This is a genomic window from Serratia sp. JSRIV001, from assembly GCF_019968745.1.
In the GTDB taxonomy this organism is placed as follows: Bacteria; Pseudomonadota; Gammaproteobacteria; order Enterobacterales; family Enterobacteriaceae; genus Chania; species Chania fonticola_B.
The window spans coordinates 679,270-704,144 of the sequence record NZ_CP074147.1 but is presented as its reverse complement, the minus strand read 5'-3'; the positions used below and the strand labels follow the sequence as shown (position 1 = coordinate 704,144).

Here is a 24,875-nt window from a genome sequence, read left to right as displayed (position 1 = left end):
TACGTTATGTAGGGTATTTTTCTTTGGAGTAAACCCATGTTCGGAAACCTCGGCCAGGCGGGTAAATATCTCGGGCAGGCAGCACGCATGTTAGTGGGCGTGCCTGACTACGATACCTACGTCCAGCATATGAAAGACAACCATCCGGACAAGCCGGTGATGACCTATAAAGAATTTTTCCGCGAACGCCAGGATGCCCGCTACGGTGGCGATGGCAAAGGCGGTATGCGCTGTTGCTAGTTAAGTAAGTACAAGGACCAGGCATGAAACCCATTGCAGTCACCATCCTGACGGGCTTTTTGGGCGCGGGCAAAACCACCCTGCTGCGCCACATTCTAAATGAAAACCACGGTTACAAGATTGCCGTCATCGAGAATGAATTCGGTGAGGTGCCGATCGATAACGCGCTGATTGGCGACCGCGCCAGCCGCATCACTACCCTCAGCAACGGTTGTATCTGTTGCAGTAAATCCAACGAGTTGGCAGACGCGCTGCTGGATCTGTTGGACGGCGTCGATCAGGGACAACTGGAATTCGACCGGCTGATTATTGAATGCACCGGCATGGCCGATCCCGGCCCGATCACCCAGACCTTCTTCTCGCACGACGTCATCGGCCAACGCTTCCTGCTGGACGGCATTATCACGCTGGTGGATGCGGTACATGCCGATCAACAGTTGAACCAGTTCACTATCTCGCAGGCCCAGGTGGGCTATGCCGACCGTATTCTGCTGACCAAAACCGATGTGGTACCGGATAACGAAGCGCTGATCCAACGTTTACAGCTGATGAACGCCCGCGCGCCGGTCTATAAGGTGACGCACGGTGATGTCGATCTCGGCGTGCTGTTTGATATCGAAGGCTTTGTGCTTAACGATAAGCTCAACCTGGCACCCCCCGTTTTCCGCCGCATTCCGCAAGCGCAAAATAATATCCAGTCAATCGTGGTGTATCACGACCAGCCGCTGGAGCTGATGCAGATTTCCGAAGTGATGGAAGGCTTATTATTGAAATTCGCCGATAACCTGCTGCGCTACAAAGGAATTTTGTCGATTAAAGACGAACCGCGCCGCCTGTTGTTCCAGGGCGTACAGCGTCTGTATAACGCCGACTGGGACCGCGAATGGTTACCGGAAGAAGAGTGCAAAAGCACGATGGTGTTTATCGGCATCGATTTACCGGAAGACGAAATCCGCGCGGGGTTTGCTGCGCTGGGTTGAACGTTGGGGGCGATGTTGGTTGTTAAAGCTGCCAAGTCGCCTTGCTTCCATAGAGCTATTACATAGATAAAATGAAACCACTGCCAATCTATTGTAGATAAGTAATAAAATCGAGTAAGGATAGAGCAGAGACTTTACGCTAGCCCTCATAATCTGCAAGTCTCTGCCGCATTTTGCGATCACAATTCCAACCAATGGAACAACTTCTTGTAAATCCATCCAGTCTGTTTTTTGCGCGGATCTATTGCGGTATTGTCTCCCCAATGAAAGCGCCCTGTCATTTTCTTCAAGGCAATAAAAAGGTATATACTTAGTTAGTACCTTGATGAGGATTTATCTATGAGTAAACAGGCCGTTTTTACCATGAAGCTTGAAGCCGAACTACGCGATACTTTTATGGCTGCCGCCGAGGCGGAGCATCGCCCAGCATCACAAGTTGTTCGTGAGCTTATGCGACAATATATTGAACGCCATGAGTATCGCCATTTTTTGGAAGAAAAAGTCAATGCAGCCCGTCAATCTATAGCGAACGGGGAGAGTGTTGAACATGAAGATGCCAAGGCTATTTTTGCAGCGCGAAGGGCAAAAGTTAAGGGTAACTAGTGAGAGTTCATTGGACGAAACAGGCGCTTGATGACAGCCAACAGATATGGGATTACCTTGTCGAAAAAAATCCCGATGCAGCCATCAAGATGGACGAACTGTTTGAAGCCACAGCCGAACGCCTCGCAGCATTTCCTTTCATGGGGCATGAAGGGGAAGTTGTTGGAACACGTGAAGTTTTTCCACATCAAAATTATCGCTTAGTGTACGAAATTCAGTCAAATACAGTTTGGATAGTCGCTTTGGTTCATACATCTCTGCTTTGGCCTAGAACAACTCCATAGGTGTTAGAAAACACAGGCGATAAGCTAAAAATAGTGACTCGGCGAACCAATAAACAACCAAAAGGAATTCAGCATGATCGCCAGGCTTCAACGCGCTAACTCTCTCCGTGATACAACATTGGCCAGCCATGCTTTATCGCGCTTATTGCTCTGCCTATGCCTGGCGTTCGGGGCCAACACGGCGGTGCAAGCCGCTTCTTTCGATTGTGAGAAAGCCACCAGTGATATCGAACATAGCATCTGCAATAGCCCAGACCTTAGCAGTCTCGACAGCCAACTGACCGAAAATTACCGGTTAGCAATGGCAAGCCTACCAGGGGATCAGGCCGACGCGTTACGCACCGAGCAACGTAGCTGGTTGAAGCAGCGGGATGCCTGCAACGCTCAAGAAAGCTGCCTGAGCGATTTATTTAGCCAACGCGCCGCCCAGTTGCAGAACACCGCCAAGCAGGCCGCTTCGGCGCTAGATAACATCATCGCCAGCATTCCGGCAGACCCGGTTACGGCGGCACAGCAGTTGCAGCTTTATCGCGGCCCGCTGGCCTCCGCCTGGCTGATTTACCTGCATCAGTTTGCGCCCACCAGCAAGGTCACGGATGCCGAGGTAGAAACCAGGCATCAAAGCGCGATCAAGGCGATGAACGATGACACATTCTCCCAGTCAGTGTTACGTGATATCGAGAACGATCCCAAGACCGGCCATGATGTCGCTGTTTTAACGCTCTTACGCATGACCATTGAGCGAGCCGGCTACGAAAACGCCGATGGCCGCCCCTATGCGCACTGTTTTATCTTCAAGCAGCAGGGCGCAGCGGCTTATGAAGCCTTTGGGGCGTTATATGGATCATCTCGTGATTCACAGGCTCCCATTTGCTCGCCGCAGGGCGATCTGTTTGAACGGCCAGCCTGGCAGCAACTTACCAAGTCAATAGAACCGATGATTGGCAAGGCCAGTGAGAATTCCGGTACCATCCGCTTTGCCAGCTATGCCGATTGGGCCATGTTCCGCCTGCGCGCCACCGTCTCCCCCGAGGATTTCCTCAAGCCAAGCCAGAATACGCCAGCCACGGGCGATCCTGCACAGCTAATCCGCAGTTGGTCTGACGATAAGGTTTGGCCGCAAGCACAACGCGAGCAACTGCTTGTCGCCATTGAACCGGCGCGTCTGGCGACCATGGGCTGGTTGCAAACCGAGAAACATTTCTCGGCTAGCGATGCGGCCAAAGCTGCCGATGCGATAGTGAACACCTGGCTCAGTGACAGAATGGACTTTATCGGCGAGATGAGCGGGCCGGAGGACTGACTGATAAATGCGGTGAGGGGGATCTCACCGCACGCAATTTTGCCCAGGCTTAAAACGCATCCTGCTGCAAGTAGCTCCATGCATACTGCGCATACAGCTCCGCGCCGGTCGCCATCACGTCTTCGTCGATATTGAAGCAGCCGTGATGGTGCGCCCAGTCGGTGCCTTTCTCCGGGTTGCCGCAGCCCAACAGGGCAAAGCAGCCGGGGATATTTTCAATAAAGAAGCTGAAATCCTCACCGCCGGTCGTCGGTTTCTCGGCAAACAACACCTCGTCGCCGAAGGCCGAGCGCACTACCGATTGTGCCAGCAACGCGCTGCGTTCCTCGTTGATCACCGGCAAGGTGCCGTAAGTGTATTCCACCTGTGCGGTCGCGCCATAAATGGCCGCGGTATGCTCTGCGTAACGTTCAATCGCCGCCTTGATACGCTCACGTGCCTCGACGTTAAAGCAGCGCACCGTGCCGTCCAGCACCGCATTTTCAGCAATCACGTTAAACCGGGTGCCGACTTCCATTTTGCCGATGGTCACGACTGCCGACTCTAACGGCGAAGTTTCACGGGAAACGATCGCCTGCACGTTCATCACGAAGGCCGAAGCAACGACCGCTGCATCCACACAGGCTTCTGGCATTGAGCCGTGGCCGCCGCGCCCTTTGAACTTCACCTTCAGCAAATCCGCAGAAGCAAAAGTAGAGCCGACATTACAAGACACCTTGCCCGATGGGCTGGTGGTCCAGATATGCATACCAAATGCGTTATCCACGCCCTCGATCGCGCCCTGCTTCACCATTTCACGCGCGCCTTGAGCAATCTCTTCGGCAGGTTGGAAAATCAGCCGCACGTTGCCACGCAGGCTTTCACGGTTTTCATACAAGGCTTTCGCCGCCGTCAGTAGCATGGCGGTGTGGGCATCGTGCCCACAGGCGTGCATTTTCCCGTCGGTTTGCGATTTATAACTTAATGAGTCGTTGAGTTCCTGTACCGGCAACGCATCCATATCTGCGCGTAGGGCCACGGTCTTGCCAGGCTGCCCACCGGTAATCTCGGCAATCACGCCCGTTGGCGTCGTCAGACGATAAGGAATACCAATCTCCTCCAGCGCTTGCGCCACCTTCTGGGTGGTACGCACCTCTTCCCAAGGCAGTTCCGGATGAGCATGCAGATCGCGACGGAACGCAATCATCGCCTCCACGTGGGCTTTAATGGATTGCGCGATAGCTTGATTAGTCATAACTGCTTGCCTCTGTGATCTCTTTTACCGTTTGAAAAATAACGTCGATGCCTTTCTGAATTTGCTCATAGTCGGTCCACTCGTCGGGGTGGTGGCTCAGGCCGTCCTTGCTGGGAACAAACACCAGCCCCACGTCGGTGATCCCGGCAAAAATCATCGCATCATGTCCGGCTCCGCTGACCATAGTCCGGTGGCTCAGGCCCAGCGCTTCACTGTGTTTTTGCAGCTGGCTGTGGATACCGCTGTGCAGACGCGTCGGCTCTACCAGCAACGGTTGTTCAATCTGGCAGGCGATCCCCGCCCCGGCCTGCTGTTGGATACAGGCTTTGGTTTGCTCAACCACCTGTTGCAGCTTATCCAAGCGCTTAGAACGGATATCGACGGTGAAAATCACCTTGCTCGGTATCACGTTCGCCCCGTTAGGGAACACCTGAATTTTCCCCGTGGTGGCGACCGTTTCATCACCGGCCTCGCGGGCAAAATCGCCAACGCGAGAGATCACCTGGCTGGCAGCCACTAGCGCATCATGGCGGCGATCCATCGGCGTGGTGCCCGCATGCCCGGCCTTACCGGTGATGGTGACAACCAACTGAGTGATACCGACGATCACGTCTACCAGACCAACGTCTAACCCTTCCTGTTCCAGCACCGGCCCTTGCTCAATATGCAGCTCGATAAACGCCTTGAGGGTTTGCGGCTCCCGCACCACGCTGGCCACCCGATCCGCATCAAAACCGACTTGCGCCATGCACTGTGCCGCCGATTGCCCCTGGCTATCGCGCAGACGATGCAGCTCTTCAGCATCCACCTTACCTGCAATCGCACAGGAAGCCAGCAGGCCACGGCCAAAGCTGGCCCCTTCCTCTTCCACCAGCGCCACCACTTCTAGCGGGTAACGCGGCAATAACCGATGTTCTTGGAACAGCTTGGCCACTTCCAACCCCATCACCACTCCGGCAGGGCCGTCGAAAGCGCCACCGTTGGGCACAGAATCAAAGTGGGAGCCGATCATCACGCTCGGCAATGCCGGGTCCTGCGCCTGGCTCTTACCAAAGATATTGCCGATGGCGTCCTCACGTACGCTGAGGCCCGCTGCCTCCATCTGCGCCTTGATATAAGCCCGCGCCTGTTGGCCTTGTGGGCTGTAACTCATACGCGTCGTGCCTTCGCCCGGCGTAGCCGTAAACTCGGCCAGTTGTTCCAGATGCTGCTGAATACGCAGCTGATTTGCATAGCTCATGACTTATCCTGCGATTGGGGTGATGTAACCGACCATAACGCCTGCCAGCACCACGGAAACCATCGTCACGGAAATAAATCCGCCGACCAGCATCGGTGCCAACATGTGGTGCGTCAGGATCTCACGCTCTTTTTCGTCTTTGGTCAGCGCCGTTATCGCTTCGTTGGTGATGATGTAATCCGCCGGGAAGCCATACATCGCCGTCAGGGAGATCGCGAAAGCCATCTCCATGCTGACGCCAAGGAATTTACCCACGATCCACGAGACGACAAACATGCCCACCACCGCCACGCCGATCAGCACAAGCATCGGGAATACCAGCCGCAGCAGCATTTCCGGGGTTGCTCTGTTCAGGGTGTCAAAGATAAACAGCATCAGCCCCATCACCGCAAACCCGAAGCCGTTGGCCTTCTGCAACGGTTGTTTTTCCAGGAAACCGATCGTGGCGGCCACTACGCCAAACAGCAAACACAGCACGAACGGGCTGATGGTGACCACCGGGGCCAGCAGGTCTGATACCAGATAAGCCAGGTAGCCTACCAGCGCCAGACGCAGAAACTTGAAGTAGCTGGTATTGTAATGAGCCGGGATCAGGCCAAACATACGCGGCATTTTTTCTTCCGCGCTGACCGTGGTTGGCATTTTATCGGCTGGCAGTAGTGCGGCAGATTCGTGCCATTCGCCATTGCGATATTTTTGCAGCACGCGTTTGCCTTCCCGCTGCAGCATGATGGCGGTTAACGGATAACCGGCAAACCCCTGCATTACGTAGATCAGGATAGCGAATACCGAGAGATCAACCAGGCCCGCGCTGGCAGCCCCCTTAGACATGATCAACGCCGAAACGATGCCGCCAACCAATGGGGGAATGGTCACGATGGCGGTGTTCATATCAAACATCAGCATGCAGGTCGCAAACACGGCGGCGATAATGCCAGCAATCCCCGACAGCGAGATCACAATGGTTTTCCATTGCCGCATCAGCTCAGGTACCGAGAGCAGCGTCCCCATGTTAGTGATCAGCAGATACATCAGCATCACCGCTACCGCCGGTGTGATACCGGCCAGGCTGACGATATCCTTCGGGAAAAACGTCCAGTAGCCGAACAGGAACAACACCGCGCAGACAAATACAGAAGGGATCCAGGCTTTAGTACGCACGGATACCGCATCTCCCAGGTATAAAATCACCATTACAATCAAAAGCGCTAACATCTGTGACATAGAATATTTCCGTTCTTATATTTTTTAGAAGTCCGTTTAGGATAGTCAAATCCACTAAGTTACAATAATAATTCAGTTAACAACTCTACCTTGCTGGGCGGAAATGACCGATTTTCAGAAGAAAACCTCAAGAAATGGGGCATTCTCACCAATTCCGATACTAAACAGCTATGGCAGGGGAATAAAGGAAAAAATCAGAAATAAATCTGCTGAGTGATTTTAATTTCTGCCATAGAGGATCCCCAGGCCGCTCTCTCCACCCCATTGGCAAACTACAGCAATCCAATGAGGTGTCTCAATGCTTAACGGTTGCTTATAAATAACTGACCGTCAATAAATTGGGGTGAATCAGCAACGGCTGAATCTGCTGGTTCAGCCTGGCTAAATGTTTTATAACCCTATTTAGTGACCTTGAGTGGCAAACATTTTGAAAAGGACCTTGAGTTTGAAATATGCATCGGTACCGTTAAATCAAAACCAAAATGGTTGGTTAAAACCCGATCTGCGCCCCACCGTTTACCCAACGCTGATCGGCGATACCGAGGCCGACTGGGTGGTCGTGGGCTGCGGCTTTGCCGGGATTTCCTTCGCCAGACGGCTGGCCAATCAAGATCCTAAATTGAAGATCCTCATCGTTGATTCGGCCTGCGCGGCTGAGAGTTCTTCGGCTAGAAATTCAGGGTTTATTATCGGATTACCCCATAATATTGGCAGCTCGACGGCAGAGTTGAAAAAAGCCCAGTCGTATCGCTCTTTATTACAAGAAGGGATCAATCAATTAACCCAGCAAATTGAGCAACAGGGGATCGAATGCGAATGGGAGAATGCCGGAAAATATCACTGCCAGGTTGATGCGACTAATCAGCGGGTGCTCAAAGAATATACCGATAATCTCGATACCATGAACGAACCCTATCAAATAATGGATAAGGAGGCGCTGTATCGAAAATTGGGTACTCGTTTTTACAATAAGGGCATCTATACCCCAAGCTCGATCCTGGTTAATCCTGCCAGCCTGATCGTCGGCCTGGCAAATAATCTGCCGGACAACGTGACGATGTATAACCATACCCCGGTGATGGCGATCCAGCACGGTAGCGTGACGCAGGTGGTTACCCCCTTTGGCACGATTAAAACAGCCAACGTGATGTTAGCCACCAACGCCCTCTCCAGGGAACTGGCTCCGGTTACCAGCCAGCAGGCGGCAATGGCTACTTTCGCCAGCATCACCGCACCATTAACCGCAGAGCAACGCCAAAAGCTGCCAACCATGAACAGTTGGGGGCTGACACCGGTCAACGCGATCGCTGGAGCAACGGTGCGCTATACCCAGGATCATCGTTTCCTGATCCGCCAACATGTGACGCCAGCCTTGAACGGCCGGATCACCGCTGCACAGACCTATCAAGCGACCCTGTTGCATCAGCAGATTTTCAACAAGATATACCCGCAGCTGAGGGATGTGCCGCTGACAAGTACCTGGTCTGGCACCATCAGCGTCACCCGTAATGGCGCGCCGGTTTGGGGCGAGTTAAAGAAGGGCATTTATACCGCCGGGGGCTGTAACGGCGCAGGCGTGTCCAAGCAAACCATTGCCGGGACGTTATTGGCGGACTATGCGCTAGGGATCGACCATCCGCTGATTGGCGCGATGCAGGAACTCGGTAAGGCAAACTACCTGCCGCCTTCGCCAGTGCTGGATATTGCGATTGGCGTTTCTTTGATGAAAGAGCGCTACCTGGGGCGCAAGGAAGTCTAGCTTTGGTGGTGAACTGGGGTGGGGATCCTATCCCTGCCCCTGCTCGAAACACTGCTCCCCAAGACGCTGATACTTGTTGAACCCGATAATAAACTTGCGATTCTGCCCACGCAGATCGGCACCACGATAGCTTTCCCCCGGCAACAGATTGAACACCTTGGCGGTGTCATCCTGCCCGTCGCAGCCCTGATGGATCATCACGCGGAAATAGGTATTGCCGGTGTTTTTCAACACCCCGGCCAGCGGATCATAGTGATAAGTGAAACGCATCTTGCGCGGGCGAATTACCATGATGGTATCTAGCGCCATGGTCGGGGATACCAGCGGTGTCTTGTCTCCCCCCTGCATCTCCATCAAGTTGGCCGGGATCTCCTGGATCACTATGCGATAATAGCGCTCGCGCTCGTCCGCCGGGCCGCGATAGAAGATCTTGAAATATTCCCACGCTCCCGGCTCCAGTATTTTGCGCAGTGGGGTATAGAGTAGTTCGCCCTGTTCTAGGGGCTGAGGTTGTTCATCAACCCCCGGTTTGGCAATCCGATAGGCAGCGATCACATACAGATTGGTCTCTTTGGTGTTGTTAACAAACTGGCGCGAGAAGAAGGTGCGATCGCTCTCCAGAGTAAATACTCCGGACGAGAGATAAATCGCCTGCGCCGGAAACGCCAACATCAGCCCCGCTAGCCACCACCCTAGTCTTATCGTCATTTTCGATCCTATTGGATATCAGGGCCGGTCCAGACCGCTCTGACCCTTACCTCACCGGTGGCGCTGACAATCCCCATCCAATCCCGCCCATCCAGGGTCCACATTGAATTGCCCTCATTCATCGGGAAGCTGAGAGACAACTCGGTGCGATAAAAGCTGCCATCGTTTTGTGAAGGAACCGGCCAGGCGGTTCTTACCCAACGAGCCGCATTCAGGCTGATAGGTGCATCATCACAGCTGGCACGCGTACGGACAACTTGCCCGACGTTGTCGGTATAAGCCAGATAGGCCGAGAACGGCACCCTAAGCTTACCGTCGGTAGAGGAAAAGACGCAGTACGGGCGCCCATTGACCTGCCCTGCCGGACCGTAAACCTGCGCGGTAATGCTATCAGCCTGCCTTGGGCCAGAGGTAGTCACAATATAGTCGAACACGATCGGCGGTTCTGTGCTGCCGACTTTGCCTTCACGCTTGGGATTAAGCACCAGGTCTTTGGAGATAATGCTAATCCCATAATCGCGCGGGATCAGCAAGATAGTGTTCGAAGGCGAGAATTCGTAATATCCGGACTGCGGTGCCACCGTACTGGTAAACAGGAAAGTGAAGAAATCCTGGCTGTGGCTCAGATCCACACCCCGATCGATCAGGTTCTTCAGGAAGGTCTGCGATAAAAAGACATAAATACCGCCGCTACCGGCTTTGATCAAATTCGCCGCGTTGGTCGTGGCGCTGTAGTTCACCCAACCACTGGCACCATCGGCACTCAGGCGAATGGTATTTGCCGCAGGCGTAAACCCAAGCGCAGCAGTGTTGAGCTTCATGTTCATGCGCATCGGCGAAAGGGTACTCCCCTGCATCTGATAAGACACCAGCTTACAGATCGCGCCACTCAGTGAGCCAATGTAGCCCACAGAGCAGAACTGAGAACCCGTTCCCATCACCGGATTGCCATTGCTGTCGATAAAAATTTCCTGCAGTGCGTTGGTAGATTCCAACTGCAAATTACCCGCTTTGGTGATGGTGAACTCATGGCTGGTCTGTGAACCGCCTACGCTGACGCAGCTTTGCCCTGCTGCAGGGTTGTAGTCCGTGCGGGTAGAGCAGAAACGGTATTTATAAATTTCCGTCGAGCCTACCGACACATTTTTAAAATACTCATAAGCCGAATCAGAGAAAATACCACGCCCATAACGCGCTTCACCGCTGCTGGTGTTAACCGCCACGTGATAAACGCCATTATCACCAATATAGCCCGGCAGATAACCGTTCGAGGGGCAACCGCTACCATTATTCATACAGCGGTTACCGATAAATGGCCGAGCGATGGGAGAATCCTCCAGCCAGATATCGGCGAACGAATTGGTCTGGATCAGCCCGGTATAGCCCATATAGCCCAAACTGCGTTGGTCGCCTGACGCATATTTGGTAAACGCGTTGGCCCCGCTGAAACGGGGATCGGTGCTCTGTGGCGTGATGAAGTACTCTCCATCCACCTGATTTTCGATAAAGAAATAACTGTTGCTCACGTTGGCCGCCTGGCTAGAGAAGGCAGCCAGCATCAGTACCCCAACCAACTGGCAAATATTACGCAGTTTCATGTCACACCCTTTGCTCATCGTTGTGCCAGTATGGTCTGCACGTTGCACACCACATCGCCGACCCACTTCACGCCCTTGGCCTTGGCCAAATCCAGATCGACTTCGCAAATACCATTATCTGGCATGGTCAATGACACGCTCGGGTAGCGTTTATCAACGTCCATCTGGAAGGCGCCCGTCGCATCCGTAATGGTTTTACCGATGTGGTTACGCACAGCGGCATTGGCGATCGCCCGGCCATTTTCCATGGTCATACGGCCGAACACCGTCACTAACTGTTTCACTTCCGGCTCATAAACGGCGACGTTGCCCGGATACAGCGTGACATTGCGAGTGCGCCCCTTGACGATGTCAAAGCTGTCCATCGAGTTTTTATCGTTCATCAGTTCAACCTTGTAGCTCGAGTACGGCGGCAACGGGATAAAGTTATTCTTACCGCTCAGCGGATAGCTGCGGCCATCGATCTGAGCCGACAGCACCGCATCGTCGATGAAGCCGGTTTTTACCAACACCCCAGATTTCTCCTGAATACCGCTGGCGGCGAAGTTCTTATCGCTGTAGGCCACTGCACCGCGCGCAGTCAGGTTGCCATTGAGGCGATTGTTGTCAGGCCGTGAGAGCGACAAGGTCCCCGCGCTGTATTTGGTATCGAAGGCAGCATAGCCAGAGGCCGAATAAGCACTGTCACCGTTGTGCTTATCCTTGACCAGCTTGGCCAGGTTGAAACCGGCAGAGGTAAACGCCGAGTCATCGAAGCTCTTGTTGCCGGCCAGGTTGGCCCGCACGTTGCCATTGTTGGAAGACACACCGGTGCTTAACCAGGCGGCCAGCGGCAAAGAGAAGTCCAACGAGATATAGCGCTGGTTGGTGCTATTGGACTGGAAATCATAGCGATAACGCTGGATACCGGCGCGTAGATTGACCGTGCCATAACGCCCGGAGAATAGTGACGTGGAGTATTCCAGGTTGTTAGAGGTACTACGTTCGCGCTTATCTACCGTGCGGCTAAGCGTAAGCTGCCCACCACGTTCAAAGAACCGGCTCAGGCTAAGGGTTCCGCCATAGGAATAGCTGTCCGACTCATAGACCGGCAACTCCTTACCGATATGGCTCTTCTCCCGGTTGGCCCACACGCTGCCGAAGCCTTTCGGTAGCATAAGGCTGGCGCTTAAAATATTGCGGTAACGCCCGCCCTGCGACAGCAACCCCTGCCAGCCCAAGCTCGCGAACTGGTTCACGTTGAGGTTGATCGAAGTTTCATTCACCACCTTCTTGTCGAAGGTATAGGTCGAGGTTTGCACTGCCAGGCCAAATATCGCCGGGACCGAGGCGATCTTGAGAATTTCCGGGATCGACATGGCCGCCGACGCCCCTGCCAGATAGGTTTCGTTGGTGGTGCTGCCATTGGTGCGGTTATTGCGGCTGTCGTAATTAACATATCCGCCATAGAGCTGCCAGTTAAGTTCTTGCGCCACGCCATTATTGCCAGAGAAGGCTTTGTTGATCGTCTGGCGCATACGCGAATGGGTTTTGCCGTCGATCACCACATCGACATCAACGTCATAAATCCCATACGGCAGACGGCTGGTATCAACCTCAAAGCTGCCCATCGGGAAATTCTGGATGTTCAACAGACGCCCCTGCCGGTAGATATGGACTTCACCCGCGCTAGGTAAGAATACGGTAATTGGCGTTAGCGAATATTGGGTATTCTGGATCTGGGTAGCGGACTTATTGCCATAGGTGACGCCGTACACCTTGCTGGAGTTAAGTGCCGATAGGTTCCCCAACGATTGCAGGTTCCAGGTGTCAACCAAGCCAAATGCCAGACGGCGTCCGCTCATGTCCCGTTCATACATGGCGCGGTAAAGCTGAGAATCCTGCTGGGACTCCCCAATACCGTAAAACGAGCCGTTCACATTGAAATGATGCTCCGCAAAGCCGAAGGTGTTATCCAGGGTCAGATAGTTATTCGAGGTGTTCTCGCCCTTTTTTAACTGCGAGCGGTAAACACCGAGATCGTAATTTAGCACCGAACTGAAATGCGGCACCGAAGAGAGTCCCAGAAGACTCGTCCGTGGGATAATTGCGGTCCCCAAGCTTTTTTCACTCACGTCCAGCGTCAGTACAAATGAACGGATATTCAGGTTCAAATCGGCATCGGACGAAACGGCAATATGGGTATTTTGATCAAAGAAACGATCTTTCAGACCACGGATCAATGTCTGGGTCGTCTCGGCCAACGTTGCCCCTTCAGACTCTTCCGCCAGCGTAATTTCTCTTATCATCAGGCGGTCTTTTTCCAGCACCACCAGCGCATCCGCTACCTTTTGTTTTTCTTGTTGGTTGCCACCTTTGTAACGTAGCAATACAGGAATGGTCATACCTTCGGTCAGCGCCTGACCAAATACCCCCGGGATAAGATAATTTCCTAAACGAACATCCTGTAGGTTTCTGGCGTTAGCCTGCATAGACATCAGAGCCGCAGCAATACACAACGCTACGGCCTTGGTTCTTGTCCTTAAGATGAAATTATTACCCATTTGCTTCCCCAAATAGCCTCCTAACCCACACCTGGAAAACATTTACGATGCAGGTAATGAGTAAAGAGGCTATTTCACGTTGATATAATCTTCGTTGTGCCAAATGCCAACGCTGAGTTTTTGATTATTGATATCAACAAATTTCAAATGCACGCCTAATCCCGGCATAACGTAATAACGCTCACGGCACCCTTTATTTTTCTCTTCACTGGTCTGTGGCTGCTTACAGGGACCAAATGCCACCACGCGGAAAGAGCTGTTTCCGGTGTTATAAGCAACACCATCTCGGTATTGATAATCGAACTTATCCTTCCGTGGTGTGACGACCATAATGGTGCTTATGGTTGCCGAGGTGGTTGCCGAAGCGGATTTTTTGGTCTTTGACAGCCCCTCTTCGGTAACCGGATTATCATTCCAGATTAAACGGTAATAACGCTCTTTATCGTCCTTAGGCCCGTAATAGAAAACGCGGAAAACATCTTTCCCCTTGCCGGGCAATATCAGGTTGGATGGCGTGGCCATTATTTCCTGCTTGCTCTCCATTGGGATCACTTTGCCACCTTCCATCGGGGAGGAAATACGCTCGACCCTCAGGCTGACCAGACGGGCATCATCCACGGTATTAATCACCTCCTTGGCGATAACGCTCTGCTCAGGGGAAATGATTGATGTAATCGCGCCAACGTTAATTGCACCGGCGTGAGTACAATAAAATAGTGCTGAGCACATCAGCGTAGGAAACCATCTGTTCATCATGTATTCCATAAGGATCGGGGCTATTCACCCCAATCCTGACTACGTTAAGACAACAAAATCACTTACAGGGTGGTGAAAGTACCGTCCCAAGTTGCTGTGAATTCAACGTTTACGTTGCCATCCCAGTAACCATCGGTCAGGTCTTTGAACGCAGTATCAGCACCGGCAACGGTCGCTTTCGCGATATCAAAGGCGAACACGCCCTGAGTGCTGGTACGGTTAGCACCGGCATAAGCACTTTCCATAGCCAGAGCAGACAGGCCAGCGCTGATGCCTGCTGAAGTATCGATCATCACCATATCGCTGCTTTCAGACAGTGCTTTGCCGTTCCACTTAACGCCAACGGTCAGCGCAGAGTCATCGCTTGCGCGGTTCAGGGTGTTGGAGATGATTTTAGAGGTCAGTTTGAAATCACTCGCGCCAGACTGGCCAGCGATGGTGATATCGAACGCGCCGTCTTGAGAGTTAAAACGCTCCAGACCTTCTGCGTAATTAAAGGTCAGTGACTTTATCGGGGTAACAACCAGCATGCTGCTGGTATCTTTAATGGCTTTTGCATCCCAAGACGCTGTCGCGTTCGCAGTACGAGTGTCCGCATTAGCCAGATTAATTGTTCCCAACGCTGAAGCTGCAATCAAAGCCAGAGCTAACTTCTTCATAAAATTTCTTCCTTTATTTATATCAATTAATTTCCCGCCAATATTTACTGGCGTGGCACAATAAATGCGACACAAGGGCGCATTCGAAAACTAAAATTTTCGAAAAGGTCCTACGGCAATTAAACAACGAAATATCTGCGATATAAAATCACCGCATATTTCATTTAATTTTTATAGCCCTATGATAATAGGTAGTTATAGTTTATCTGACAGAGTGATAGGCCTGAGTGAAAATATCATTCATTTTAGTCAACCCCATCTTGCCTAAAATATTATGGCGTAGGGCATAAACCGTTTTAGGACTAAGCCGCAACCTGTTGGCGAGATCGCCCACGGTGACACCATGTATCAGAGTACGTAATAAACATATCTCACGCGAAGACAGCCTGACTTGCGATGTTGAAGAAACCCGCTCCCCGGCAATAACATGATCGATTTTAGCAAAAATGTCACTGGACTCGCCCGTTCTCTGGATCACAGAATCAACCTGCCGAAACATGCTCTTATAATAATTGGCCAAGGGTAACAGGTAACTATCGGTGACCAGCACAATGCGATTACAAGCAGAATACATTAGCCAGTCCTGCTCCAGAAAAAGGCGCAGGTTAGCTAATTGAAAGTCAACAAATACGACTTTGAGTTGCTCCGGGGAAGTATTAACTGAGTTACAGTAACCTACGATGCCTTCACGGAAATACTTATTGGTATCTGGCCAGGTTAAAGGTCTTTTTGATGGAGAACCGGCCTGCGGCAGGCACCCAAAATCCAATATATTTAGCATAAGGATCCCTTCCTTTCTTTACTATATTACCAACTCCATTACGCCGTTGGATGAGCAGAATACCATTTAGCAAAACTAAGTTATTTCTTAATTTTCAAAACAATATTAATGGCTAAAAACAATTATTCAAAATCGGTTAAAACGATCGCGAATGGCTTTATTCATCGATAATACCTATCAAGTTGTTATTATTCATTATGAAAACTCCTAGGATTAAGAGTATATATTTTAGTTTAAAAAGTTAATTAGGAAGCTCATAGTCAACTAAGAATATTCTTTATACACCCACACTTTATAAATAAGCTTTTTCTTAAAAAATGCTGGTACAGCAGTAGATAAAGGGTATTAGCGGACGAATAACGCACAAGGATGATCAAGAACATTTCCATAAAAGTAACACTATAACGTGTTGCTTAGCTCGCGAATCAGAATAGTCTCACCCCCTCCCGTTTAACAGACACGACAGTGCAACATAATGGCAACGAAATGAGCATTTAATGAGCGATTTAAGGGTCTTTATTTGTGATTAAAATCACTTTTTTCATTGAAAAAAATCCGTTTTATCTCATGAGAGCCCGTCTGAGAGCGGTTTTAAGGCCGCCAACCCGATGCTGAGACCTCACTTTTTAGCTATCGGTGAAGATCAAGCTTGGATCCCCATGGCAACTATCTATTGATCAACGCAATGATATCAACAGCCCGATTAGCGGCTTATAGCAGTCTGCAAACAGCAATAACGCGGACTCGAGATGCTTATATTGAGGTCCTACAAGAGTTTTTCGTTAGAAAAACAGGCTCATAACTGATCAAATAATGACCAAATAATAGTGGATGACCAATGCAGCCCTGAGTAACTACCTCAGATAATGCCAAGAGTGAGGAGCAAGAATATCAATACAGATACCGGGCTGCTGCAATGATCAACGTAAGGCAATACTAATCCTAGACCGAATAATGGTGATAGACAGCCAAAATCCGGCACAGAGCACTTGCCTCAACCAAGAAGATGGCTTTAAGATAATGGCAGTAAAAATTTCCCTGGTGTTGGCCAATGTGGCAACCTGACCCAACGAGGTCAGGTTTTTTTTGCTATTTTATCGAAAATAACGGGAAAGCCAGTATATTATCTGGCGTTCAACAACGGCTAGATTAAATTATTACCCCACAAGTTATGTTAGTAGCGTTATTATTTCATATTGAGGTAATTTGATGTCTACATTTTTCTCTGCTAGCCAAGATGAAAAAAACGCTTTTAAAAACCATCTGGATAAACAAATAGCGGAATTTGGCGATTTCAAATACGCCCATTTGATACTTAACAAGAAAGACTTTATGGAGACATTGATAACCTCCAGTTATCCAAGCCAATGGATTGATATCTATAAAGAAAGGAACTACCAATGCATCGATCCCGTGGTACTCTCCGCCCTGCAGAGAGTCTCTCCATTTCCTTGGGATGAAAGTACACCAATAAACCCAAGGCTAAAGCCCTCAGATATATTCAGCCATGCAAAGAACTATAATATTACCACTGGCTATACCTTTGTATTGCATGACCACGATCATAATCTGGCGATGCTGACGCTGACGCTTAATGACAGTAAATCCATCGATATAGAGGGCCAAATTCACCCTAACAAAGCCCGTTTTCAGATGCTGTTGGCTAACGTTCACGAAAGGTTCGCCACCCGCCTCCAGGAAACCGCACGAAATAATCGCGATAACTCCAGCGAAGAGAAAGCCCCCCTGACAACGCGGGAGAACGAAGTGCTCTATTGGGCCAGCATGGGTAAAACCTATCAGGAAATTGCCATTATTTTAGACGTGAAGGTCCGTACGGTAAAATTCCATATTGGCAATATTGTGAAAAAGATGGGCGTGACTAATGCCAAACATGCCATCAGGCTGGGGGCAGAGTGGCAGCTTGTCAAACCGATCACGCGTTGAAATCAAGACTCCCGCTGACCTTGTAAGAAAGCCAGTAAGGTAGGGAGTGAGTGGCTGATGCTTGCCTAGAAGCTATTGAATCCCTTTCGTTTTGCGAGCATGATCGCAATCACTTTCGCCGCCCGCCAGGATGCACCGATGAAAACCAGCCAGGAACTGCAAACCGCCATATCTAATCTGACCTTATGGCGCAAAGGCGATCAACGTGCACCACATAAGCCACTATTGCTGCTGTATGTGCTCTCCCAATATCAGCAAGGGCACGAGCGGCTGTTCAATTACGGCGAAGAAATCCACGGCCCCTTGCTGGCATTACTCAATAGCTTCGGCCCACAACGGCGTGACCATTACCCCACCATGCCGTTTTGGCGTTTACGCGGCGACGGATTCTGGGAATTACAGAATGCAGAGCTTTGCAGCCCGCAGAAAGGCAGCAAAGAGCCACCTAAGCGGGAAATTATCGAACATGGCGTTAGCGGCGGCTTCGACAAAGAAAGTTATCAGCTGCTACGCAGCCAACCCGCTCTGATAGACAAGCTTGCACAGCAAATTCTCTGTGAGCATTTCCCTGACAGCGTTCAGGAGCTGATAGCCAACCGCCTGGACTTTCAGCTTGATGGAATACGTAAAGCACGCGACCCAGCATTCCGGCAAACGATATTGCGTGCCTATAACTACCAATGCGCGGTGTGTGGCTACAACCTGCAACACGACACTACGCCCGTTGGCTTGGAGGCCGCGCATATCAAATGGAAGCAACACGGCGGCCCCTGCACCGTGACCAACGGATTAGCGCTGTGCTCATTGCACCACTCCGCATTCGATATGGGAGCCATCGGGCTTGATGACAGCATGAAACTGCTGGTTTCTGCAGGCGTGAACGGTACCCATATGATCGAGCAATTGTTCTGGGACTTTGCTGGGAAGACGATTCGGTTGCCAAAGATCGCCGACCATTATCCTTTGGATAAGTTTGTGGAGTGGCATCGGGGACAGGTGTTTAAGGGATGAGACACAAGCCAATGATTTTATATTAAAATCATAAACTTAAAAGCAACACCCTCACTGCAATTGGAAATTGATACTGAAGAAATACTTATGTGTGATAAAGTAATTGCCAACGATATCACAGACATGATGCAAGATTCTTATTAGAATGCTGCTCAATTCAATACCGTTCAAAAAATGGAATGGCAAATTATTAAGGATGAAACGATAAGTGGCGATAATAATACCTACGATTAATAGTTGCAGCGGGAAAATAACTGCAGGGGAAAAGCGCCTGGCTCGCATTTTTGAAAGTAATCTAAGCGATGACGCAATATGTTGGTACGATATCCCAACAGGGGAGGCCCATCGCCACCCAGACTTCATAGTTTTCTCTCCCGAAATTGGTATATTCTTCATTGAGGTGAAGGATTGGTTTGCCAGCAGAATAAAATCCATTTGTAAAAGTCATTTGGTTTATGAAAGCCAAGACGGATCCATAACGCACCAGAACCCGATTGAACAGGTCCGGCGCTATGCGTTTGAAACCACCAATAGTCTAAAAAAAGACCCTCAACTAATACAAGAAAAAGAAAGATACAAGGGTAACTTTTGCTTGCCTTATGGATATGGTGTTTATCTCAGTAATATAACCCGCAAGCAATTTAATCAACTATTTCCTGATGAGACATCAAAAAGCGTTCTGCCTTCAGAGTTGGTCATATGTAAAGATGAACTGACAGAGTTCATGAATGCAGAGAAAATAACCGCCAGATTAAAAAAATTAATACCTCATTACTTTCCGTTTAGCGTCACCTCAGAGCAAATAAATCGTATTCGCTGGATACTATACCCAGAAATACGCATAGGAAATGCGTCTCAAAATTCAACCGACGAGACTGATACCACATATAAATTATCGACACCGAACATTATGAAAATAATGGATACCCAACAAGAGTTGCTAGCTCGCAGCTTGGGGGAAGGACATCGAGTTATCCATGGTGTTGCAGGCTCTGGGAAAACATTAATTCTACTTTATCGATGCCAACATCTGCTAAAAAATAGTAATGTCTGCCAAAAGCCAATACTTGTCATCTGCTACAACATTACTCTAGCAAGAAAGCTTTCAGCCTTAATTCGTAGCCAATTACCAAATGCCAACGTTAAGGTTATTCACTTCCATTCATGGTGCGTTCGACAGGTAAAATTTCATAATGTCCCGGTTAAAGAAAAGTTCGAGTTCCCAGAAAATTATGAAGTAGCATTAAAAGAAGGATTCCAAAGCGGAAAAATACCTTCTGAACAGTACAGCGCGGTGCTTATTGATGAAGGACATGACTTCGATTCAGAATGGCTGAAAATTTTATCCAAGATGACAGCCCAAGAAACTAACTCACTACTTTTCCTCTATGACGATACGCAGTCTATTTATAAGAAACGGAATGCACTGAGTTTCTCTTTGGCCAGCGTTGGCATTCAAGCTCAAGGTCGTACATCAATATTAAAACTTAATTATCGTAATACTCAACAGATCCTCCATTTCGCTAGCGGCATTGCATTTAACTATCTAAATGCCCATTGCTCTGAAGAATTTTATTATGATAAGCCCGATGCAGGTGGCGACATTGGCCCTTACCCCATTGTCAAAAAGCTTAAAACTCACGAAGATGAAGTAAACTATGTCGCTCAATGGTTAACCAAAGAGCATAAGAATGGTATCGCATGGCATGATATGGCTATCTTGTGCCCTTCAACAAAATGCCTTCCTGACAATATTGTGAAGGTACTAGAAAATAATTCCATACCTTTTAACCTCATCATTAAATCTAATGACAAGAAGAAATACGATCCTCTTGAGAATAAAGTTTGCATTATGCCCTTACCTAGCAGTAAAGGACTAGAATTCCATTCAGTTGCCGTTATTGATAGTTGTAATTCATCTAGTAAAGAAGATGACTTAAGTGATGACATTAAAAAACTTTATGTTGGTTTCACCCGTGCAACACGCCACCTGCTGGTGACTTTCAATAGGGATAATAAGCTCAGTGAACATATTATTTCAACGTATGAAAAGATGACAGACCAGCACTTGGTAAGTTAGCTGGTTCTGAATGGCCGCATTGGTTGGAGGTGCGAGATTAAAAAGAGGCTAAAGGGCAAAAATACCAAGGGCTGGTACAGCCTACTGCTCCCTGTGCCCCACCCTCACCCCAAATACCGATACCCCATCCCATGCACGGTGCGAATCAATAACGGACTATTCGCATCGAGCTCAATGGTCTTGCGCAGCTTGGAGATATGCTGATCCAACGTGCGGCTGTTAGGCAGGAAATCATAGCCCCAGGCAGCATCGAACAGCATCTCGCGCGTGACAACCTTATTCTTGTGCTGATAGAGGCACTCCAGGATTTTCACCTCGCGCAGTGAAAGCTCCAACCTCGCCGTCTGGCGCAGAGCGCACAGCTCATTGGGGTACACGGTTAAATCACCAAAGCAAAAGCTGGCATCTGGCTGCGCGGTCTTGCTACGCAGGCAACGCCGGGCGATGGTCTTGATCCTGGCGCGGATCTCGTGAATGCCAAACGGCTTGCTGATGTAATCATCGGCTCCCAGCTCCAACCCGACCACCCGGTCAATCTCTTCATCCTTGGCGGACAAAAAGATAATCGGGATCTGCTCATCTTGTTTGCGGATCTCTCGGCATACCGCGTAACCATCCAGCTCCGGCATCATGATATCGAGGATGATAAAATCCGGTTTTTCCTGCTGATACATCTCCAGCGCCACTTTGCCATTCTCTGCGGCAATCAGGATGTAGCCCTCGCGGGAAAGCGCCTCGACCAATCCCTGGCGAATGTTCGTATCGTCTTCAACGACCAGTATTTTCATCATGACTCCCTGTGGTGATTACACTTGCCGTTATTTTACGCGCCAGCCGCAAGGTGAAGCGTACCCCAGGCGACTGCGGAGCCACCAGGATCTCCCCACCCAGGCTGTGCGCCAGCTGCTGGGCAATCGTCAGGCCAATGCCGGTGCCCGAAACACCCTCGGTAATGGCTGACTTCACACGGTAAAAGGGCAGGAAGATCATCCTGAGCTCTTTCTCGGTAATACCGGCACCATAATCCCGCACATGGATATCCACCGAGTCCGTACTGTACTCCACCTGCATATCGACCTGTTTCCCGGCCGTGGCATACTTTTCCGCATTGCTCAGCAGGTTATTGATAATCTGCGTCAGGCGATCGATATCACTCTGCACCACCACGCTTTCGCATAATGAGAGGGAAATCGTCATCCCCTTGGCCTGATATGACGGAGTGAAAGTCTGAGTAATCTTCGCCAGCAGCGGGTTGAGGTCAATGGGCTGAATGTGCAGCTTCGGCTCGCGGGTAAAACTCAGAATGTTCTGGATCAGGCGCGATAGGCGCTGGCTCTCACCGATTATCACGTCCAGGTAACGCAGTCCTTCATTGTGCTGTTCATCCAGCTCTTCTTTCAGCAACTCTGCATACAGCGTGATATTAGTCAGCGGCGTTTTCAGCTCGTGGGACACCTGACTGACAAAATCCACCTGCTGGCGCGCCAGCCGTGCCGTCTGGGTGTATTCCCGGTAGAGGCGGAAAATGATCAAGCCCATGATGGCCAGCATTAGCAGGATAAACGCCCCGCCCCACAGGTAGACCGCCGTAGTACTGGCCGCTTTGCCGTAATAGCTCACCTGCCAGCCGGTAAGCGGATAAGGCAGGCTCTGTTCGGCCAACGGCGGCTGGTTTCCCAGCTCGACGTAAGGATTGCTTTGGTACAGCAGGCGCCCGTTCTCTACCAGCACCAGCGTGTCTTTGCCAAAATCGAAGTTAACCGCATTGATCACGTCCGATAGCAACTTGATATAAGGAACCCGAAATCCGATGGTCTCGCTGCCGATAGTGCGCCAGTAGATCAACAGCGGCTCATGCACCTCGCCGGTGATATACCAGCCGGATTGTGGGATAGCCATTTCGCTTTTTACGTTGTGGCCATACAGCAAGGAAGGATCGTTCACCAGCGGGGTGATGGCCTGAACCCAGGCTAATTCTTTTTGGCTCAGTGGGCCGTTTTCGTTGGGATACAACAACCGATTTTTCTGCAGGACAAACACGCCATCAATGTCGTGATCCTTCTCGACCAGCTCCTTGAGCGCCTGTTCGTTGTGCTGAATATAGTCGGTGATCGCGTCCAGCCGCGTCGCTTTCTGCCGCAGGATGTCCATAACGCTGTCGCTGGCCTGCGTGACGCGCGTCTGTGCCATGGTTTGGGATTGGTAATGGCGTAGCAGCACTTCGTGCTCAAGGGTGCGCACTCCCAGATAGGCGATCAGGCTGAAGATCGCCACGGTGATGATGATAAAAACCGTCAAACTTCTGGAAGTACGCTGGCTCATTAGGCTCCCTGCTACTGGTTCTTCTGGGTTTTGATGTTGTAGTTCTGCTCTTTCACTGCCTTACGGGTCGACTCCTTGCTGTCGCTTTCCATTTTACCCATCAGGTCTTTGTTCTTCTGCGCGCTGGCTTCGGCTTTTTGTCTGGCTGGCGCGGCGCTGACAGGCAAACTTTCCAAGGCTGCCGCGTTAGCGCTAAATACCTGTTTGGCCTCTTCCATTTTGCCGGCATCCATCAGCTCTACCGCGCGCTCATTTTCAATTGCCGCCTTCTGAATGGCCGAGTCCACCAGCACCTCATCAACCTGAGCGGCACTCACGTCCTTAGCGGATTGGCTATAACGCACCGCCACCTTCTCATTGAAGGTATCGACCTGTTTGGTGCTCAGGTTGGCATAACGCACGTTCACATCGGCCAGCGGTTTGCTCTGGGCGTTGCTGCCCTTGGCCGGGATCACTTCCAGCAGAACATATTTTTCCTGATTGGAATACAGCTGGTTCAGTTTCACGGTGACCGTATTGCCGCTGATGCTGCCATCACGCCCCAACAGACGAACCGGCGTAACCTTATCGGCGGTTTTGATCACCACCACCACATCCTGCGCCACCACGGACATAGCGTCGTTAAACTCGTAGGCGAAGGTCTTTTCCAGATCGCTGGATTGCTCAACAAAGGCATGGTTGCCATCGCTATAGCCAGCAATGGTGGTCATCAGATCTTCGTTATAACCATCACCAATGCCGATAGTGGTAATAGCAATGCCTTTCTTGGCCGCCAGTTTGGCCAGCTCGGCCAGCTCACTGTTGGAGGTTGGCCCAACGTTAGCCTGCCCGTCGGAAAGCAGAACAATTCGGTTAACCTGCTCTTTATCCAGATGCTTGCTTACCTGATCGATACCCTTGCTCACCCCGGCAAACAGCGCCGTCATCCCACGCGGTTCAATACTTTTGTTAATTTTATTAATCAGTTCTTTGGTATCTTTGACCTTGGTGGCAGGGATCACCACCTCAACCCCGGAGTCATAGACAACGACCGAAAGCGTGTCATTACCGTTGAGCATGTTCACAGCGGCGATCGCCGCCTTTCTGGCGTTTTCGATACGATCTCCACTCATTGAGGTGGAGCGGTCGATGACCAGCGCCAGATTGATCGGGCTGCGTTTTTCCTGCGGCAGCGGATAGCCCACCAACGAGATTTTCAGGTAGTTTTTATCCTGGGTATTTTCCAACACCACTGGCGAGGCAACTTCAGACTTTACGACGACCTTGGGGGCAGCCGGAGCGGCACTGGCACTCCATGGCAGCACCGACAGGGTGAATAACGCAAAAATACATTTCAGATCCATGGTGAAGCTCCTTGTCAAAAGAATCGAATCCATTCTTGCCCTTATCGGCCGGAGAGTTGTCTGTTATCTGTATAAAGTTGTAAAAAATGGGTAAAAGTTACCGTTGCTGCTCCCTCGGGTCCGCACGTGGTAAGAAACATATCACTTTTAAGCCCAGAGTGTCGCCTAAAACGCCCCACCCAACACCGGCTAAAAACCCGTTTATTCCTATAATAAGGTTAGCGTAAATCTATTAAAAAGCATTATCATTCCTTTGTACC

At 50.4% G+C, this 24,875-nt stretch carries 21 protein-coding genes; 9 read left to right on the top strand and 12 right to left on the bottom strand.

Annotated elements, in window-relative coordinates:
* Window positions 1-36: 36 nt before the first annotated feature.
* From KGP17_RS03115 to KGP17_RS03095, 5 genes are all read left to right on the top strand, one after another.
* Window positions 37-240: a YbdD/YjiX family protein gene (locus KGP17_RS03115; RefSeq protein WP_021179159.1), complete on the top strand. Its 204-nt coding sequence runs from the start codon at window positions 37-39 to the stop codon at window positions 238-240.
* A gap of 23 nt (window positions 241-263) precedes the next feature.
* On the top strand, window positions 264-1,220 hold the full coding sequence (yjiA, locus tag KGP17_RS03110) for a GTPase (RefSeq protein WP_223498850.1): 957 nt from the start codon (window positions 264-266) through the stop codon (window positions 1,218-1,220).
* Between the two features lie 339 nt (window positions 1,221-1,559).
* Entirely contained in the window at window positions 1,560-1,823 is a 264-nt protein-coding gene (locus KGP17_RS03105) for a CopG family ribbon-helix-helix protein (RefSeq protein WP_021179157.1), read from the top strand.
* Window positions 1,823-2,107 (top strand): type II toxin-antitoxin system mRNA interferase toxin, RelE/StbE family, encoded by a 285-nt coding sequence (locus tag KGP17_RS03100; RefSeq protein WP_039995465.1) that lies wholly within the window; start codon window positions 1,823-1,825, stop codon window positions 2,105-2,107. Before KGP17_RS03105 ends, KGP17_RS03100 begins: the two co-directional genes overlap by 1 nt.
* 73 nt (window positions 2,108-2,180) lie before the next feature.
* Entirely contained in the window at window positions 2,181-3,410 is a 1,230-nt protein-coding gene (locus KGP17_RS03095) for a lysozyme inhibitor LprI family protein (RefSeq protein WP_223498849.1), read from the top strand.
* 49 nt (window positions 3,411-3,459) lie between these two features.
* Here KGP17_RS03095 and KGP17_RS03090 read toward each other — a convergent pair whose 3' ends face one another.
* The 3 genes from KGP17_RS03090 to KGP17_RS03080 are packed head-to-tail and all read right to left on the bottom strand — an operon-like array spanning window position 3,460 to window position 7,108.
* The gene (locus tag KGP17_RS03090) at window positions 3,460-4,644 is read right to left on the bottom strand and encodes a M20 family metallopeptidase (protein WP_021807871.1); all 1,185 of its coding nucleotides are present in this window, start codon (window positions 4,642-4,644) and stop codon (window positions 3,460-3,462) included.
* Window positions 4,637-5,884 carry a Zn-dependent hydrolase gene (locus tag KGP17_RS03085; protein ID WP_059199610.1) on the bottom strand — a complete coding sequence of 416 codons (1,248 nt, stop codon included), beginning with the start codon at window positions 5,882-5,884 and terminating at the stop codon, window positions 4,637-4,639. The genes KGP17_RS03090 and KGP17_RS03085 overlap by 8 nt, the downstream gene beginning before the upstream one ends.
* A gap of 3 nt (window positions 5,885-5,887) precedes the next feature.
* Entirely contained in the window at window positions 5,888-7,108 is a 1,221-nt protein-coding gene (locus KGP17_RS03080; protein ID WP_209524032.1) for a hypothetical protein, read from the bottom strand.
* Window positions 7,109-7,553: 445 nt separating this feature from the next.
* Here KGP17_RS03080 and KGP17_RS03075 point away from each other — a divergent pair, with 445 nt between their 5' ends.
* On the top strand, window positions 7,554-8,867 hold the full coding sequence (locus KGP17_RS03075; RefSeq protein WP_059199609.1) for an FAD-binding oxidoreductase: 1,314 nt from the start codon (window positions 7,554-7,556) through the stop codon (window positions 8,865-8,867).
* Window positions 8,868-8,894: 27 nt separating this feature from the next.
* On the opposite strand, the gene KGP17_RS03070 is transcribed toward KGP17_RS03075, so the two are convergent.
* From KGP17_RS03070 to KGP17_RS03045, 6 genes are all read right to left on the bottom strand, one after another.
* Window positions 8,895-9,575: a hypothetical protein gene (locus KGP17_RS03070; protein WP_021807866.1), complete on the bottom strand. Its 681-nt coding sequence runs from the start codon at window positions 9,573-9,575 to the stop codon at window positions 8,895-8,897.
* A gap of 8 nt (window positions 9,576-9,583) precedes the next feature.
* Entirely contained in the window at window positions 9,584-11,173 is a 1,590-nt protein-coding gene (locus tag KGP17_RS03065) for a hypothetical protein (protein WP_021807865.1), read from the bottom strand.
* Between the two features lie 14 nt (window positions 11,174-11,187).
* Window positions 11,188-13,650, bottom strand: coding sequence for a CS1-pili formation C-terminal domain-containing protein (locus KGP17_RS03060; RefSeq protein ID WP_094982242.1), 2,463 nt, complete (start codon window positions 13,648-13,650; stop codon window positions 11,188-11,190).
* Window positions 13,651-13,785: 135 nt separating this feature from the next.
* Window positions 13,786-14,469 carry a hypothetical protein gene (locus KGP17_RS03055; protein WP_094982201.1) on the bottom strand — a complete coding sequence of 228 codons (684 nt, stop codon included), beginning with the start codon at window positions 14,467-14,469 and terminating at the stop codon, window positions 13,786-13,788.
* A gap of 65 nt (window positions 14,470-14,534) precedes the next feature.
* Window positions 14,535-15,131 (bottom strand): common pilus major fimbrillin subunit EcpA, encoded by a 597-nt coding sequence (locus KGP17_RS03050; RefSeq protein ID WP_021807862.1) that lies wholly within the window; start codon window positions 15,129-15,131, stop codon window positions 14,535-14,537.
* A gap of 202 nt (window positions 15,132-15,333) precedes the next feature.
* A complete protein-coding gene (locus tag KGP17_RS03045) occupies window positions 15,334-15,912 on the bottom strand; it encodes a LuxR C-terminal-related transcriptional regulator (protein WP_037376594.1) in 579 nt (192 codons plus the stop codon).
* Between the two features lie 1,209 nt (window positions 15,913-17,121).
* Here KGP17_RS03045 and KGP17_RS03040 point away from each other — a divergent pair.
* From KGP17_RS03040 to KGP17_RS03030, 3 genes are all read left to right on the top strand, one after another.
* Complete coding sequence (locus KGP17_RS03040; protein WP_223498848.1) at window positions 17,122-17,859, top strand: LuxR family transcriptional regulator; 738 nt, start codon at window positions 17,122-17,124, stop codon at window positions 17,857-17,859.
* A 138-nt stretch (window positions 17,860-17,997) separates the two neighbouring features.
* Window positions 17,998-18,870, top strand: a complete 873-nt coding sequence (locus tag KGP17_RS03035) for a phosphorothioated DNA-binding restriction endonuclease (protein WP_223498847.1) — start codon at window positions 17,998-18,000, stop codon at window positions 18,868-18,870.
* A 208-nt stretch (window positions 18,871-19,078) separates the two neighbouring features.
* On the top strand, window positions 19,079-20,950 hold the full coding sequence (locus KGP17_RS03030; RefSeq protein WP_223498846.1) for a 3'-5' exonuclease: 1,872 nt from the start codon (window positions 19,079-19,081) through the stop codon (window positions 20,948-20,950).
* Between the two features lie 104 nt (window positions 20,951-21,054).
* On the opposite strand, the gene KGP17_RS03025 is transcribed toward KGP17_RS03030, so the two are convergent.
* From KGP17_RS03025 to KGP17_RS03015, 3 genes are read right to left on the bottom strand one after another with little or no spacing between them, the layout of a single operon-like run.
* On the bottom strand, window positions 21,055-21,738 hold the full coding sequence (locus KGP17_RS03025; RefSeq protein WP_223499602.1) for a response regulator transcription factor: 684 nt from the start codon (window positions 21,736-21,738) through the stop codon (window positions 21,055-21,057).
* Entirely contained in the window at window positions 21,719-23,272 is a 1,554-nt protein-coding gene (locus KGP17_RS03020; protein ID WP_223498845.1) for a sensor histidine kinase KdpD, read from the bottom strand. Before KGP17_RS03020 ends, KGP17_RS03025 begins: the two co-directional genes overlap by 20 nt.
* Before the next feature lie 11 nt (window positions 23,273-23,283).
* Window positions 23,284-24,615 (bottom strand): VWA domain-containing protein, encoded by a 1,332-nt coding sequence (locus tag KGP17_RS03015; protein WP_223498844.1) that lies wholly within the window; start codon window positions 24,613-24,615, stop codon window positions 23,284-23,286.
* Window positions 24,616-24,875 lie beyond the last annotated feature (260 nt).

What these genes read in the sequence shown, in the direction of transcription:
- KGP17_RS03020 (WP_223498845.1), bottom strand. Translation starts at nt 23,272, where the DNA reads ATGAGCCAGCGTACTTCCAGAAGTTTGACGGTTTTTATCATCATCACC.
- KGP17_RS03040 (WP_223498848.1), top strand. Translation starts at nt 17,122, where the DNA reads ATGTCTACATTTTTCTCTGCTAGCCAAGATGAAAAAAACGCTTTTAAA.
- KGP17_RS03015 (WP_223498844.1), bottom strand. Translation starts at nt 24,615, where the DNA reads ATGGATCTGAAATGTATTTTTGCGTTATTCACCCTGTCGGTGCTGCCA.
- KGP17_RS03045 (WP_037376594.1), bottom strand. Translation starts at nt 15,912, where the DNA reads ATGCTAAATATATTGGATTTTGGGTGCCTGCCGCAGGCCGGTTCTCCA.
- KGP17_RS03105 (WP_021179157.1), top strand. Translation starts at nt 1,560, where the DNA reads ATGAGTAAACAGGCCGTTTTTACCATGAAGCTTGAAGCCGAACTACGC.
- KGP17_RS03055 (WP_094982201.1), bottom strand. Translation starts at nt 14,469, where the DNA reads ATGAACAGATGGTTTCCTACGCTGATGTGCTCAGCACTATTTTATTGT.
- KGP17_RS03035 (WP_223498847.1), top strand. Translation starts at nt 17,998, where the DNA reads ATGAAAACCAGCCAGGAACTGCAAACCGCCATATCTAATCTGACCTTA.
- KGP17_RS03085 (WP_059199610.1), bottom strand. Translation starts at nt 5,884, where the DNA reads ATGAGCTATGCAAATCAGCTGCGTATTCAGCAGCATCTGGAACAACTG.
- KGP17_RS03065 (WP_021807865.1), bottom strand. Translation starts at nt 11,173, where the DNA reads ATGAAACTGCGTAATATTTGCCAGTTGGTTGGGGTACTGATGCTGGCT.
- KGP17_RS03095 (WP_223498849.1), top strand. Translation starts at nt 2,181, where the DNA reads ATGATCGCCAGGCTTCAACGCGCTAACTCTCTCCGTGATACAACATTG.
- yjiA (WP_223498850.1), top strand. Translation starts at nt 264, where the DNA reads ATGAAACCCATTGCAGTCACCATCCTGACGGGCTTTTTGGGCGCGGGC.
- KGP17_RS03090 (WP_021807871.1), bottom strand. Translation starts at nt 4,644, where the DNA reads ATGACTAATCAAGCTATCGCGCAATCCATTAAAGCCCACGTGGAGGCG.
- KGP17_RS03080 (WP_209524032.1), bottom strand. Translation starts at nt 7,108, where the DNA reads ATGTCACAGATGTTAGCGCTTTTGATTGTAATGGTGATTTTATACCTG.
- KGP17_RS03025 (WP_223499602.1), bottom strand. Translation starts at nt 21,738, where the DNA reads ATGAAAATACTGGTCGTTGAAGACGATACGAACATTCGCCAGGGATTG.
- KGP17_RS03070 (WP_021807866.1), bottom strand. Translation starts at nt 9,575, where the DNA reads ATGACGATAAGACTAGGGTGGTGGCTAGCGGGGCTGATGTTGGCGTTT.
- KGP17_RS03060 (WP_094982242.1), bottom strand. Translation starts at nt 13,650, where the DNA reads ATGTCTATGCAGGCTAACGCCAGAAACCTACAGGATGTTCGTTTAGGA.
- KGP17_RS03050 (WP_021807862.1), bottom strand. Translation starts at nt 15,131, where the DNA reads ATGAAGAAGTTAGCTCTGGCTTTGATTGCAGCTTCAGCGTTGGGAACA.
- KGP17_RS03115 (WP_021179159.1), top strand. Translation starts at nt 37, where the DNA reads ATGTTCGGAAACCTCGGCCAGGCGGGTAAATATCTCGGGCAGGCAGCA.